This is a genomic window from uncultured Virgibacillus sp., assembly GCF_947495635.1.
Taxonomy (GTDB): domain Bacteria; phylum Bacillota; class Bacilli; order Bacillales; family Amphibacillaceae; genus Virgibacillus; species Virgibacillus salarius.
This window is the reverse complement of the sequence record NZ_CANMAB010000099.1, coordinates 1-15,581: the sequence shown is the minus strand read 5'-3', so window position 1 is coordinate 15,581 and position 15,581 is coordinate 1. Positions and strand designations below refer to the sequence as shown.

The following is a 15,581-nucleotide window of genomic DNA, read 5'->3' as shown; positions in this document are numbered from 1 at the left end:
AAATTCCCTTTAATTACATTTATTTGAAATTAATTAATACTTGACATTTTTGTTTTTGTTTAATGCAACGATAGTGAATTTTCCTAGACAACAAAAAACACCCCTAGCAATTAGATATTTGGTCTAACTTTAGGGATGCACCTCATTGCAGGTAGGTTCTATTCACCAATTAATAATGATAACTCTTCCCAACGTTCCATCTTTGCCTCTAATTTGGCTTCTATCTCTTGCTGTTCGTTAAATAATACTTGGACTCTTTCTGAATCACTTCCAGCATTTACAATGTTATCCTGGATCTTTTCCAGTTCTTCTTCCAATGCTGTAATAACATCTTCAATTTCATTCCATTCTTTTTGCTCATTATAGGAAAGTTTTTTCCTCTGTTTCTTCGGCTTTACTTTTTCTGTTTTTTCAACAGGCTTTTGGGTCATCGGTATTTCCTTCTGTTTCTCTAGATAGTCCGTGTAGTTTCCATAGTAAGGTATTATACGATTATTTTCCGTAAAAACTAATAAACGGTCAATCACTCGATCTAAAAAGTATCGATCATGTGAAACTGTTATAACGACGCCAGGAAATTGATCGAGATACTCTTCTAATACACTTAATGTTTGCGTATCTAAATCATTGGTAGGCTCATCTAAAAATAAAACATTTGGTTCTTCCATTAATATTTTCAATAAATAGAGACGACGTTTTTCTCCACCTGATAGCTTCCGAATATACGTCCACTGTTGTGTTCGAGAAAATAAAAAATGTTCGAGCATTTGCTCAGCTGTAATAATCGCCCCGTCTTTTGTGTGGATAACTTCAGCTACTTCTTTTATATAATCAATGATTCTCATTTCACCGTTAAGCTCTTCATCACCCTGTGTATAATAGCCGATTTTCACTGTTTCACCAATAATAACTTCTCCATTATCTGGTGTAATACGCTGTGCCATTAAGTCGAGCAACGTCGTTTTCCCAGACCCATTTGGACCTACAATACCTAATCTGTCTCCAGGAACAATTAATTGATTCAATTTGGTTACGATTTGTTTATTGGCAAAGGACTTATCTACTTCCTTCAGCTCTATTACTTTTTTCCCTAATCGGACAGATCCTACGGGTACATCAATGGCTTGCTCATTCGTGTCAAATGTTTTTTCCTTCATCTCATGAACACGATCAATTCTTGCTTTTTGCTTTGTCGAACGAGCTTTAGCTCCACGCTTTAACCACGCTAACTCCCTGCGTAGCGTATTTTTATGCTTCATCTCATTACTTCTCTCCAGCGCTTCACGCTCTGCCTTTTTTTCTAAAAAAATCTCATAATTCCCTTCATACGAATAAAGCTTTCCTTTGTCTAATTCGAAAATTCGATTCGTCACACGATTTAAAAAGTATCGATCGTGTGTAACTACTAATAGGGAGCCACGATATGATTGTAAATACCTCTCAAGCCAATCAATCGTCTCATTATCCAAATGGTTCGTCGGCTCATCTAAAATGAGGAGATCAGCAGGCTGAATTAAGGCTTTGGCAATGGCCACTCGCTTTTTTTGTCCCCCAGATAACGCATTTATTTTTCTATTAAATTCTGTAATGCCTAGCTTCGTTAGGACCGTTTTGGCTGCTGTATTTGCTTTCCACGCATTTGCCTCATCCATCTTCTGCTGCATCACAAGCAAATTTGATTGCGCTTTTTCACTTGTTGGATCACGTTGTAAATCCAGCAATGCTCGCTCATAATCGCGCATCACACGCATAATTAACGAATTACCATAATAAATCTGCTCCATCACTGTCAAATCCCCATCTAAATCTGGATCTTGGGCTAAGTATTCAATTTGATAATCTTTTGCGTGCTGAATCGTACCCTGTTCTGGTGACTCAAGTTTTGCGATTGTTTTAAGGAATGTAGACTTCCCGGTACCATTTACTCCAATTAACCCTATTCGTTCATGCGCAGCAATGATACAGGAAACAGATTGAAATAATATTTTATCACCAAATGATTTCGTTATATTTTCAACGGTTAGCATTCTCGATCATCCTTCAACTCTTTCGATTCTTTAACCATGTTTTAATAATAATAGCAATTAACAATAGCATCCAAGAAGTTACAAGGTAGAAAATAACTTTACTTGGCTCAGCCATCTCTGAAAAGAAAAAAGCCATTCCCGTCCATACAACAGCAATGATAACTAATTGTCCTAATAATAGCTTAATAATAATCTCCCCCATATCTGTGAACACAAGATCTTTTATCATTCATATTTTTTATATATAAAGTGAAACTTCCATCCGTGGGGGGTTTTGTTTTTCCCCACGGATGGTTAGTACCACAAGGGTATGACCTAAAGGCCCTTAAACCGATCGGACATTTACTGGCAGTTGTTCACACTTACCCATATTGGGTTCACTTTATTGCTTAAAGTGCGGATCTTACTGCCAGTTATATGCGGGATAAATTAAAAAAATCCTCTACGGACAAGTTTATCCTATCCCTATGGATTTTTCCAACGTTAGAAGGATATTATTTTAGATAAAGTGAAACTTCAATCAGTTGGTGGTTTTGTTTATCCACCACTGATTGTTAGGTGAACCAATCGGACATTTACTGGCAGTTGAACACCTTCTTATCCATATTGCTTTCACTTTATTCCTTGAGGTGGGGGCTTACTGCCAGTTATGTGGAATAAAGTAAGAAAGAGAAATAGCAAAATAAGCAAAGCAACTCCTCTAACTATTTCTGAGAAGTTGCTTACTTGCTTTGATATATCGTTTTATAATGATCGAAGTAAATTTGCCATTTCTATAGCTGATAACGCTGCTTCCGCTCCTTTATTACCTGCTTTTGTACCAGCACGTTCAATTGCCTGCTCAATGGACTCCGTTGTTAAGACACCAAAAATAACTGGCTTCTCGGATTGTAAGGATGCTTGAGATATCCCCTTTGCTGCTTCATTACAAACATAATCAAAATGAGGTGTCGAGCCTCGAATAACTGTTCCTAAAGTAATAATGGCATCATAGTCTGCTTTCAGAGCCATTTTCTTAGCAATTAATGGAAGCTCGTATGCTCCAGGAACCCAAACAATCGTAATATTTTCCTTTGCTACACCATGTCTAATTAAGGCATCCTCAGCCCCCTCGAGAAGTTTACTAGTAATAAAGTCATTAAACCTACTTACAACAATACCGATTCTTAAATCGGTTCCTACAAGATTACCTTCCAATATATGTCCCATTTTGCTTACACTCCTCTTCTATCATTAATCGATAATTGATTAAATCTTCAATAGAAATCATACATAAGTTAAACTTGGCAGCCATTCTTTCTAAATCTGGCACTCTCGCCATCATGCCGTTTTCTTTAATTATTTCACAGATAACTCCTGATGGGGCTGCTCCACAAAGTTTTGCTAAATCCACGGAAGCTTCTGTATGTCCAGGACGTGTTAAAACACCTCCACCCTTAGCAATTAAAGGAAATACGTGACCTGGCTGTTTAAAATCCTCTTTCATTGCAAATTTATTAACTAAGGCACGAATTGTCGTTGAGCGTTCATGTGCGCTTATCCCAGTAGTTGTATCCTTATAATCTACACTGACTGTAAAGGCTGTTGATAGCGGATCGTTATTGTTTGATGTCATTAAAGAAAGTCCAACTCGCTCTGCTACTTCTGACTCAATCGATGTACAAACCAGGCCTTTACCGTGGGTGATCATAAAGTTTATCGTATCAGGAGTGATCAGTTCAGATAGTGCTACTAAATCTCCTTCATTTTCTCTCTGTTCATCATCCACAACGATGATAGGTCTCCCTGTCTTTAATTGATCGATAGCCTCTTCAATTGTGTTCATTTATGGCACCTCCTAGATAATACCTTTTTGTTTAAGAAAATTATGATCAAGCTTCCTTGAATCAGTAGAATGGGAAAGCAATTGCTCTACATGTTTCACGAGCATATCACACTCTATATTCACCAAGCTCCCCTTGCCTTTATCTCCTAAAATAGTCACGGAAGCTGTATGAGGAATTAATGATATCGTAAAGACATTCCCACGAACTTGAAATAGTGTTAAGCTTACACCATCGACTGCAATCGAACCCTTTTTTAGTAAATATCTTTCTAGTTCCTTATCCACTTCAATGTCATAATAAATGGCATTCTCCTTTTGATATTTCTGAATAATCGTTCCAGTACCGTCAACATGGCCAGAAACAAAATGTCCACCAAATCGACTGTTAACTCCCATCGCCCTCTCTAGGTTCACTTCAGACCCTTTCGTCAGTTCCTTTAGAGAGGTAGCTTTCATTGTCTCTGGCATCACCTCAGCAGAGAAGCCAATATCATCAAATGCAGCAACTGTTAGACAAGTCCCATTAACAGCAACACTATCACCAACGTGCATATCCATGATCACCTTTTTGGCAGTAATTGTTAAAAAGATTGCCTGTTTAGATGGTTGCTTTATGGAGCGAATGACACCTTTCTCTTCAATAATTCCAGTAAACATAAATTTCACTCCTTTTTCCTAAAATTGAAGCGTACTAGATCGAACTTATACTGGTTTTATCTTTCCAACCAGTAGAACAAAAGCGCAAGCGCACGATTAGAAACGTAGCGACTAGAGCCAGTCAACGGAGATAAAGGAATCACGTTGTGCTTGCGAACCGATGATGACTTATCGCAGGGCGATTCGTGAAGTCGCATCGTTTCTTGGCGCTGGAGCTGGACGCGGTTCAACACGCCCAAATTTATCCATATGGACAAATTTACTAGACTACGAAAAAAGCCTCTGAATTTCGCTTCAGAGGCTTTGAGGACAGAATTTCGTCACCACATGTATACGTAAATAAGCCATTGAAAATATGAATGGCAAAAAAACGTTGGCAAATAGCATACGTATCCTATTTGCTAACATGCTGCGTCAAAAATTCCTTCTCCCATCCAGACTTTAACTGTCGGCTCTGGAGTCACACCAGATCCACCGTTTGGCATTATGCCGCACGGGTCACGGACTAAGAAGTAAATAACTTCATCACCGCCGATTGGGAATTTCACCCGACCCCGAAGGAAATAACTACTATATTATATTTTCCTTATTACGGTAGTAACTTTTTATTATTATAGGGGCATTTATTGGTTCCTATAAACCACCGCCAAGTTCCTACCAAAATCCTTCCACTTTCCTTAAGGATTATTGCTTAAATATTATCAATACTTATATAAAAATGCAAGGAGATATTTTTCTCCCCCATCATCTTTATAGCTTCCTAAAGTTGTGTAAGCATTCATTTAACTATAGATATTCGTACTTCTGTAATCAAATCAAGTGAAGCTTCCATCTGTTTTTAAAACATATACGTACAAAGGCTTCATTCGCCACATCCTGTGGCAACGCCTTTGTGACCTACTTCCATTTAGGCCCGAACCAATCGGACATTTACTGGCAGTTGATCCACACTTATCCATATTGGTTTCACTTGATTGCTTGAAGTGGGGACTTACTGCCAGTTATATGCGGGATAAAGTGAAACTTCCATCCGTGGGGGGTTTGTTATCCTCACGGATGGTTAGGTGAACCAATCGGACATTTACTGGCAGTTGATCCACACTTATCCATATTGGTTTCACTTGATTGCTTGAAGTGGGGACTTACTGCCAGTTATATGCGGGATAAAAAATAAATATATGGTTATATAATAAATGGGTCACACCATAAAATAGTAATTATTACAGTACCTTCCTTGCTATTGCATTTCACTAGTAATCATCGTAAGATTATCTGCTGAAGAAGCCACTTCGTCCATTGCTTTACCTAATTCATCCAATACGTTCACAAATGAAATAAACTCTTTTTCAATCTTATTATTTTGAATCCTGGTTTTTTTCATCGTATTAACAATCTCTGCAAAATGCGTTTCCGATTCTTTAAACGTATCGTTTCCATTTTCGATTTCTTCGCTAATTTTATATAATGATCCAGTTAATTTTTCTACTTGTTGATCTGTATTCGAGATAAGGGTTGACACATTTGTGACTGATCTTTTTGTTTCATCTGCAAGTTTCCGAACTTCTTCTGCCACGACTGCAAATCCACGACCGTGCTCACCAGCTCGTGCAGCCTCAATTGAAGCATTAAGAGAAAGCAGGCTTGTTTGATCAGCGATCCCCGTTACAATATCAATAATTCCTTGCATTTTTTTTGATATATCTGCTAAAGCCTTCACCTCACTAGCAAGCTTATGTATAGAATAATGAATTGTCGACATGTTTTCCTTCTGTTCGTTTACTTGCTGCTTACCATTTGTCGCTCGCTTCTCTGCTAAATATGAAAGCTCTGACCCAGCATTCGCAATTAATACAATTTCATCTGATTGTGAACTCAGTTGTTGGAACGCAGCATTTGTTTCTTCCGATATGGCCGCAAGATTCTCCGATGCATGTGCTACATTTTCTCGTATTAATTGCTTTTGTTCCTCTGCTTGTTTTTTTATCCGCTCTGTTTCCGCATCATATGCTTCCAATACCAGCTGTTGCTCTAAATTTACTATTTTTGAAATGGATCGAATTGCTAGGAAACATTCGTCTTTTGAGTTAATGTTCTTCTCTATTATTGTCACCAATGACAAGAACAGGTCTTGAAAGGCACACATGTACCACTTTGTATCAAGTCCGATATGTACATGTATTAAAGCGATTCGTTGTCGTTTGGAGAAATATTCCTCATTGATTACCCCTGTAAACATTTCCGAGATATGTCTTTTTAAAGTTTGCTTTAGTTTTTCTATAGAACTATGTTGATTAATAATTTGTAGTAAAGCAGGTTCATTTTCTAGATTTTGATAAAATCTATCAACCATAAAATCCAGATTTTCTACGACATATTCTTGCGTACAATGAATTATTCGTAAATCGGCCTCCGTAAGTCCAATCATCTGAAATTGTCTCTCTACTTCACTACCAGCTTCTATTTGAAGCTTGGCTTGTCCACCTTCTAATTGACGTGTGGTAGTTTTTTTGGTATTTCTTAACATCAATTGTTTCCCCCTATCTGTATAGGGTTAATATCGGCAAAATAGTTACTTATTTTCAGTCTAGTGAACGATCCCTTCGATCGACTTGTAGTTTTTATGGTTAATTCAGCCCTAATTTACTAGATAGTCTATTTTCACGCGAGTATAAATGTTTATAAAGTGAAAATTCAATGAGTTAGGGGTGTTGTTTTATCCTCCACCGAAAGTTAGTTCCAGAGCAAAAGCGAAAGCGCCTGATTAGAACCGTAGGGACTGGAGCGAGTCAACGGAGATAAAGAAATTACGATGAGCTTGCAAGCCGATGATGACTTAGATTAGGGAGATTCGTGAAGTCACCTCGTTTCTGGGTGCTGGAGCTGGATGTGGCTCAACACGCCCATATTTATCCACATGGGCAAATTTTATACTTCTTATCTTTCAAGGATATGACCTAAGGCCTTTGAACCAATCGGACATTGACTGGCAGTCCATCCCCTACTTAAACATATTGGTTTCCTTTATTGCTTGAATTTATATGCGGGATAAACGAAACACATATGATGCCCTATTTTCATTAATAAAGAAATAATTGCATGAAATCAAATTGCGAAACTAATACCAATGGTTTATTTATCAATAACCGTTTAAAAACCTGGTAAATGTTAGTGACCTAAGATTATTAATGTATTCACGTTTACACGCTGTTCACTACAATGAAGCAGGAGAAAAGAACTACGAAAAATTTTGGAAAAATAGCTACAAAACTATCATTTTTAAAATTAAGACAAATATTGACAAAGTTCTACACTACTCTCCATATATAGTTAGAGACAACTACCAATGGAACTAGGGGGAATTTATACCAAAAAAAGGAGGAGAAAAAATGCAGCAATTTCCCATGAGGAAATATATTGCCGTTCTGCTAACCTGTATCTTACTTATCACATTAGCTACGCCATATCTATCACATGTTTTTGCCCAACAAGATAAGCGCGAGTCTGCTAGTCAAGTAATACAAAGTAAGCTAGTAAAAACATTTGATAAAACTGATTATGTGCGTTATCTAGTTATTCTTAAGGATCAGGTCAATACTGTACAGCTAGCAGAAAGTGCAAAAAAAGAAGCAATACAAGCAAAACTTTCTACCGCTAAGGCAAAACAACTCAAACAAAGGACCGTTGTGTCTGCATTACAAGAAAATGCCGAAAAAACGCAACAGGATCTAAAGTCCTTACTAAAAAAACAAAAACAATCGGGGAACATCAAGCAATTTCACAGCTATTTCATTGTTAATGCCTTTTCTGTTACCGGAAATGAGAAATCAGTGGAAAGAATCGCTAAATCTAAGCAGGTAAAATCGATCATACTGGATGAACAACAGCAACTTCTTCCTATTGAAGAGGATAATACGTTCGCCGTAAAACAAACAGACAACCAGTCAGAGGATACCGAATGGAATATTGAGCGAATAGAAGCACCGGAAGTTTGGGAAAGAAATATAACTGGAGAGGGTGCCGTCGTTGCAAATATTGATAGTGGAGTAGAAGGTAATCATCCAGCTTTAACCAGACAATACAGAGGTTATCAAGAAGTTGATCCCGATCAACCAGTTCATGAATTCAATTGGCATGACGCTGTTTTTGATCGCTCACGTCCAATGGATTCAGATGGCCACGGAACGCATACCATGGGCACGATGGTTGGTCAAGAGGAAGGTGGACAAAATAAAATCGGTGTCGCTCCAGGTGCAAAGTGGATTGCTACCAGAGCATTCTATCAAGGAACAGGCTATGACTCTTATATTTTGGAAGCCGCAGAATGGATACTAGCCCCAACAGATGAGAACGGTGAGCCTCATCCGGAAAAAGCTCCAGATGTGGTAAATAACTCTTGGGGTGGTAGCCCAATAAACAATGACTGGTTTCGACCAATGGTACAGGCATGGCGCAGTGCTGGAATCGTTCCTATATTCTCTGTAGGAAATGCAGGGTTCTTGAATCCATCAGAGCCTGGTACAGCTTCAGCACCAGCGAATTATCCAGAATCCATTGCTGTCGGTGCTACTGATGCAAATGATGATTTAGCATCGTTCTCTCTTCAAGGACCGTCAGAGAGAGGTGAAATAAAACCAGATATCTCTGCTCCCGGAGTTACCATTCGTTCTTCTCTACCTGGTGCATCATGGGATACATTTGACTATGGGGAGTCTAGCGGTACTTCTATGGCCGCCCCACATGTTGCAGCTGCAATATTATTAATGAAGCAAGTCGATGCTTCTTTAACCGTTGATGAGATAGAAAATATCTTAAAGCTAACTGCTACGGAAAAAACGAATGAGGAGTATACAAATGCCCCAAATAATGGTTATGGGTACGGTATTCTAAATGTAGACGATGCAGTAGAAGCTGTTGAACAAGGAATAGGCACAATTACAGGACAGGTTCAGACGTATGGACAAGATGATCAAGCTCCAACAGTAGAATCAGAACTCAGAGAAGCTGTGTTTTTAAATGAAAATGCTTCTTTTTCGGTACATGCGGAAGATAATACAAGTGTTAATGATGTTACACTACATGTACAGTATGACAATAATACAGAACGTAGCTATCCAGCTGCTATAATTGAAGGAAACCATCAAAGTGGTTCGTATACTTCTGTTGTGCCACTAGAAGATATTTCAGGTACGTCACTACATTATTGGTGGAGAGTCGAAGATTTCAGTGGAAATGTAACAGAAAGTGAACCTCAATTGGTTCGTATAGAGGAAGGTATAACGGATGGCTACTCAGAAGACTTTGAATCTTATCCAGACGGCTGGTATTCCTTTGGTACTAATAATTCCTGGGAATGGGGACTACCAAGCTACGGACCAGAAGAAGCGGCCTCTGGTAGAAAATTACTGGGCACAAATCTTCGTGGACAATATGAAATGCATTCAGATATGACGATGGTTATGCCACCAATTCTTCCAGAGAACGGAACACAACTGCGCTTTAAACAATGGTACGAGTTAAGCTATTTCGGCTGGGATACAGGAACAATATATGTTTCTACTGACAAGGAAAATTGGGAAGAATTGTATCATATTACAGAATCGAATGACAACTGGCACGAAACAGGAATTGATTTATCTGACTATGCAGGAGAAAAGATTTATATTGGGTTTAATTTAAAGTCACAGGATAATCAATTTGCTGGATGGTATCTTGACGATGTTCGTCTAACAAACGATCGTGCACAAAAAAACGAGAAGCAAAACATGAAAACATCTGGAACGATGAAAACGACTATGCAGGATATGCAGGAACATTTATCCTATCCAATATCTACTTTACAAGCAACCAATGATTCAGATCTCTTACCCGTAGGTGAAGCTACCATTGGAGTAGAAGAAACTGGATGGGAAACAAAATCCAATCCTAAAAATGGAGAATTTATCATTCATCACCCACCCGGTGATTACACACTATCCGTTAATGCCTATGGATATAGCCCGGTAACAGAGACTGTGACGTTATCTGAGAATGGGGATATTTCTCCGACAATTTCCTTAGAGCCGCTACCTAAGCAGGAAATCTCGGGAACAATTACAGATAAAAACGGTAATAAAATTGAAAATGCAACCATTTTTCTATTGGAAGACGAGCATGCGGAACCTGTTAAATCTAGCGAAAATGGTACCTATACTTTGCAAGCCTATGAGGGTGCTTATACAGTAAAAGTATTTGCAGAAGGATATGATGGTGAAGCTAAGTCTGTACTGGTGAAGGAAAATGAGGCAAACCAGCTAGACTTTGAATTAACAACGTTCTCCAGCAATGAGACGTCAGAAATTTATTATGACAATGGAGACTATGGTAAAAATCTAGCCATGCTCTTAGAAGGCAATGGCTTTGCTGTAAAAATGGCTTTAGATGAAGGAAAGGAATCCGCTATGCTAACAGGTGCAAAGCTCCAATTTTGGGCATCTCACGTCCCTGTACCTGGTGGAGATGATATTTTGATCGCAATTTATGATGCCACGGGTGAAAATGGAGCTCCTGGAAATCGATTAGCGGGACCAATTGAAGCAAAAGCAAAACGAGATTTAAATCAATGGACAGAAGTAGACCTTTCGCAACATGGCATTGTCGTTGAGGATGATTTCTATGTCGTTTACCTTCAAGCAAATGACTATCCGTTTATTCCTGGATTTGTTTCAGATGGTGACATTGAAAATGCTGCGGGAAAAAGCTGGGACTACATTGGCGGAAAATGGTTCAAAGCAAACGATAATATAGGTAACTATATGATACGTGCTGTGGTTGATTATGGAAAAGACACTCCTGATTTTGCAACACCTGTAATCACATCACCGGAAGCGGATTACGATACCAATGAGCAACAGCTCACAATCGAGGGTACCGCCTCTCCAGGAACCATTGCACAGCTTATGAATAACGATGAAGAACGTGAATCAGTGGAGGTTGCTGAAGACGGATCCTTTACAATAGATACAGTGCTTACGGAAGGAGAAAATGAGCTTACTATCGTCTCTTTATACAACGGTCAGCCCGTAGGTGAATCAGAATCGGTTACTGTTACGTTCAGCAAAGAACCTTCCCTAACAATTGATTCTCCTAAGGATGGAGAAAAAACAAATCGAGAAGTTATAACTGTTGAAGGTACAGTATCCGTTGGTAATCTTGATGTTGTCACAGTTAATGGACAACAAGCAACGGTTTCGGACGATGGTAATTACACAAAACGGGTTATGGTAAACAATGGTGAAAATCTAATCGAAGTCATTGCAAAAGATAGAAGCGGAAATCAGGTCAAGAAAACCATTACAGTTGACGTAAACCATACCATTCCATCTATTAATCACCTTAATCCGGAGGATGACGTATTTCTTGAAACAGGAGAATCCGTTCATATCGAGTTTGATAGTGTTCCAGGTCTTAAAGCTTCTTTTCTTATTCATATGCCACTGGTTAATGAACCCTTAGGACTTGCAAATGTAACCGAATTGCCCATGATAGAAACATCAGATGGCCATTATCAAGGCTTTTGGACAGCAATCAATAACCTACGTGCACAAGGAGCTGTTATTGAAGTTAAGGTTGAAGATGAATATGGAAATACTAATCGTCAACAGGCAAACGGAAAACTCTTTATAAATTGAGACTTCTTTCAGTGGGGGTTTTGTTTATCCCCCCACTTACCAATAATGGTTTCCCTTTATTGCTTGAAGCGAGTGGAGTACTGCCAGTTATATAGGAGATAAATGACGACGGAATCATCTCCTTTGGAGCAAACGTTATGGAAAGGAGATTGATCCAAAGCCATGTAAAGTGGAAATGACGGAAAATGCTAATATTCTATGATATTCTATGAGATGAAAAATAGTATAAAGAAGATGTAGTAAAAGGTCTAACTCTTTCCCACGGAATATCGCATATTTCCGTGATTAGAAAAAGGAGCTGTCTTTTTGAAGTGACAGCTCCTTTTTTGTAGTCTAGGAGATATTTTATCTCCTTTAGCTCGCTCCAGTCATTACGTTTCTAATTTGGCGCTAGCACTTTTGTTCTTATGTCTGCATAGCTAAAAATTGTTGATTACTTGATTCGTTTGTAGCATTCGCATTCTCATATGCTTCAAGTAGTAAATCAACGATATGCACAGCTTGCATTTCATCAGATAATCCTTCACGCTCAATCCCAAGCTTCATCTGCAATAAACAACCTGGATTAGCAGTAACAATCATTTTTGCCTCTGTTTTCTGTACCTGCTCCATTTTGTAATCTAAAATTTGCATAGACATTTCCGATTGTACAATATTGTAGATACCTGCTGAACCGCAGCATCGGCTTGCATCCTTCATTTCTACATACCGAACACCTTCGATAGACTCAAGTAATTGTCTAGGCTCCATAAACGTCTTTTGTCCATTTTTCAGATGGCAAGAGTCTTGATAGGTAATAATTTTTTTCTCAAGCGCAAGCGGTTGTTTATGAAAATCTAATTCAATTAATATACTTGTTATATCTTTAATCTTAGCACAAAAACTTTTCGCACGTTCACTCCATACAGGATCATCCTTTAGGAGATGATCATATTCTACTAAAAAGGCACCACAGCCTCCCGCATTGGTAATAATAAAATCAACACCCGCTACTTCAAATGCCTGAATATTACGTTTTGCCATTTCTTTTGCTTGTTTCAATTCCCCACTATGACCATGTAGAGCACCACAGCATGCTTGCGTATCAGGAACGACAATTTCACAACCTGCATACTGTAACAATTTTACGGTGGCATCATTTGTGCGCATAAACATTGTATCCATTAAACAACCAGAGAAAAAGGCAACTTTCTTCTTTCGTTCCTTTACTAGTGGCTGTAAGTGGCGTGGTCGAGCCTTCATTTCACTTTTTTTCGGAACTTTTGGCAACACCTTTTCCATTGTACGCATACTTTCAGGAAATAGCTTCATTATACCTGTTGCCTGTGCTAGCTTCTGCGCACCTGACCTCTGATAAAAACTCAATAATCCCGTTAGCCCTACCATTCGATTTTGATGTGGAAAAATACCTTTAAAAAAGATACCCTTCATAACTTTTTCAGGTACGGTTTGTTTTTTATTTTGATAAATCGCATCCCTAGCTTGCTCTAACAATCTACCAAAATTCACACCAGAAGGACAAACTGGTTCACATGCCCTACAACCAAGACACATATCAATGGATTGCTTCACTTCTTCACTCGGCTCAATAACACCATCTACAAGCCCCTTCATTAATGCAATCCTACCTCTAGGTGAATGGACCTCATTTCTTCCCGTTTCAATATACGTTGGACAAGTTGGTAAACAGAAACCACACCTGGTACAATTCATTAATTCATCGTAATCCATTTTTTCTTTGAATGCTGACTGAATTTGCTTTTTTTCCTGTTTATCCATCATTGTTCAACCACCACTCTTTTTCTTTCAGTGGCCTCAAACATTTTACCCGGATTCATAATCATATTTGGATCAATCGCTTTTTTAATGCTACGCATCGCTTCCACTCCATGCTCACCAGCCTTCAAATGTAAATATGGAAGCTTCATCATACCTACTCCATGCTCACCAGTAATTGTCCCACCAAGATCCACTGCTTTTTGAAAGATTTCCGCAAATGCTTTTTCAACTAATTCGATTTCTTCTTCATTTCGAGCATCCGTTAAGCACGTCGGGTGTAAATTCCCATCTCCTGCGTGACCGAATGTACAGATGTTTAATTGATATTTTTCTGCTATTTTACCGATTGCTTTTACCATTTCTGCAATTTCTGAACGCGGGACTGTTGCATCCTCTAATATGGTGGTTGGCTTTAATCGTGACAAAGCTGATAAAGCTGATCTCCTTGCAGCAGTTAATTGATCTGCTTCCTCATTAGTCCTTGCTACCTGAACATCAAACGCTCGATTTTCCTTACATAACGCTTCTATTTTCTCCATGTCGCGAGCAACTACTTCTGCTGCACCATCTTGTTCAATTAACAAAACGGCTTTTGCTTCTGTTGGTAACCCAATTTTTGCAAAATCCTCAACTACCTGAACTGTTGCTTGATCAAGAAATTCCAACGTTGCAGGAATAATTCGGTTAGCAATAATCGCGGAAACCGTTTCTGCAGCAGCTTCTAAATCCTCATAAAGTGCAAGCATTGTCTTTTTTGTCTCGGGTTGTGGTATTAATTTCAGGATCGCTTCCGTAATGACACCAAGCGTTCCTTCAGCACCTATATATAATCTGGTTAAGTCATAGCCAGCAACATCCTTAGCTAGCTTTCCACCTGTTCGAATGATTTCACCGTTAGGGAGCACAACCTCTAGACCAAGAACATAATCTCTCGTTACCCCATATTTGAGTCCACGAAGACCACCGGAATTCTCACTAATATTGCCACCAATCTGAGAAATATGCATCGAACCAGGATCGGGTGGATAAAACAATCCAACTTCTATGGCTGCCTCCAAAATTTCTTTTGTATAAACACCTGGTTGAACGGTCATCGTTAAATTTTCTTGATCAATCTCTAAGATCTGATTCATGTGCTTGAATATCAAAACGATTCCCCCCTCTGTTGGGGTTGTACCTGCACATAAATTCGTTCCTGAACCACGTGGTACAATTGGGATTTTATACTCGTTACAGAGCTTGACAACTGCCGCTACCTCCTGTTTATTACGCGGAGCGACCATAGCATCAGGAAGTGCTTGATATCTTGCAGTAGAATCGTAGGAATAAGCTAATAAGCTAGCATTATTATCTTCCACATTTTCCACTCCAACAATGGAAACCAGTTTTTCTTTTACATTCATATGTAACATATACATTCTCCTAATTTGTCATCATACTTCTATTTTATGAAATAATAAAAGAAAAATATATGTGCGATTGCACAAATATTTTTCTTAGTAAGCGAATTCCTTTATACATATGAACAAAAAGTTTAACACATTTTAGTTGAATCAATTTCATAATTGCTGTTTTTAAAAATGCATAGAGTTGTTCCTTGATGATTTTCAAGTTTTTTTAATAAAG

The 15,581-nt window shown here is 38.5% G+C and carries 9 protein-coding genes, 1 pseudogene and 1 riboswitch; of the genes and pseudogenes, 2 read left to right on the top strand and 8 right to left on the bottom strand.

Annotated elements, in window-relative coordinates:
- Positions 1-158: 158 nt before the first annotated feature.
- Entirely contained in the window at positions 159-2,027 is a 1,869-nt protein-coding gene (locus tag Q1A47_RS17000; RefSeq protein WP_166530959.1) for an ABC-F family ATP-binding cassette domain-containing protein, read from the bottom strand.
- Positions 2,028-2,040: 13 nt separating this feature from the next.
- Positions 2,041-2,256, bottom strand: coding sequence for a hypothetical protein (locus tag Q1A47_RS16995; protein WP_034679653.1), 216 nt, complete (start codon positions 2,254-2,256; stop codon positions 2,041-2,043).
- 35 nt (positions 2,257-2,291) lie between these two features.
- On the opposite strand from Q1A47_RS16995, the gene Q1A47_RS16990 reads away from it, so the two are divergent.
- Complete coding sequence (locus Q1A47_RS16990) at positions 2,292-2,420, top strand: hypothetical protein (RefSeq protein ID WP_299632517.1); 129 nt, start codon at positions 2,292-2,294, stop codon at positions 2,418-2,420.
- A 351-nt stretch (positions 2,421-2,771) separates the two neighbouring features.
- On the opposite strand, the gene ribE (Q1A47_RS16985) is transcribed toward Q1A47_RS16990, so the two are convergent.
- From ribE (Q1A47_RS16985) to Q1A47_RS16970, 4 genes and pseudogenes are all read right to left on the bottom strand, one after another.
- A complete protein-coding gene (ribE, locus tag Q1A47_RS16985) occupies positions 2,772-3,236 on the bottom strand; it encodes a 6,7-dimethyl-8-ribityllumazine synthase (protein WP_026682777.1) in 465 nt (154 codons plus the stop codon).
- A 28-nt stretch (positions 3,237-3,264) separates the two neighbouring features.
- Positions 3,265-3,852, bottom strand: a pseudogene (ribB, locus tag Q1A47_RS16980) (3,4-dihydroxy-2-butanone-4-phosphate synthase); the annotation flags it as partial.
- 12 nt (positions 3,853-3,864) lie between these two features.
- The gene (gene ribE / locus Q1A47_RS16975; protein ID WP_026682778.1) at positions 3,865-4,509 is read right to left on the bottom strand and encodes a riboflavin synthase; all 645 of its coding nucleotides are present in this window, start codon (positions 4,507-4,509) and stop codon (positions 3,865-3,867) included.
- A gap of 418 nt (positions 4,510-4,927) precedes the next feature.
- Positions 4,928-5,075: riboswitch (FMN riboswitch) on the bottom strand.
- A gap of 671 nt (positions 5,076-5,746) precedes the next feature.
- A complete protein-coding gene (locus tag Q1A47_RS16970; RefSeq protein ID WP_166530958.1) occupies positions 5,747-7,033 on the bottom strand; it encodes a globin-coupled sensor protein in 1,287 nt (428 codons plus the stop codon).
- An 862-nt stretch (positions 7,034-7,895) separates the two neighbouring features.
- Here Q1A47_RS16970 and Q1A47_RS16965 point away from each other — a divergent pair.
- Positions 7,896-12,176: a S8 family peptidase gene (locus tag Q1A47_RS16965; RefSeq protein WP_166530957.1), complete on the top strand. Its 4,281-nt coding sequence runs from the start codon at positions 7,896-7,898 to the stop codon at positions 12,174-12,176.
- A gap of 405 nt (positions 12,177-12,581) precedes the next feature.
- Here Q1A47_RS16965 and Q1A47_RS16960 read toward each other — a convergent pair whose 3' ends face one another.
- Both Q1A47_RS16960 and glcD read right to left on the bottom strand, forming a co-directional pair.
- The gene (locus tag Q1A47_RS16960; RefSeq protein ID WP_051388448.1) at positions 12,582-13,955 is read right to left on the bottom strand and encodes a (Fe-S)-binding protein; all 1,374 of its coding nucleotides are present in this window, start codon (positions 13,953-13,955) and stop codon (positions 12,582-12,584) included.
- The gene (gene glcD / locus Q1A47_RS16955) at positions 13,955-15,367 is read right to left on the bottom strand and encodes a glycolate oxidase subunit GlcD (protein ID WP_121604703.1); all 1,413 of its coding nucleotides are present in this window, start codon (positions 15,365-15,367) and stop codon (positions 13,955-13,957) included. Before glcD ends, Q1A47_RS16960 begins: the two co-directional genes overlap by 1 nt.
- Positions 15,368-15,581: the final 214 nt, after the last annotated feature.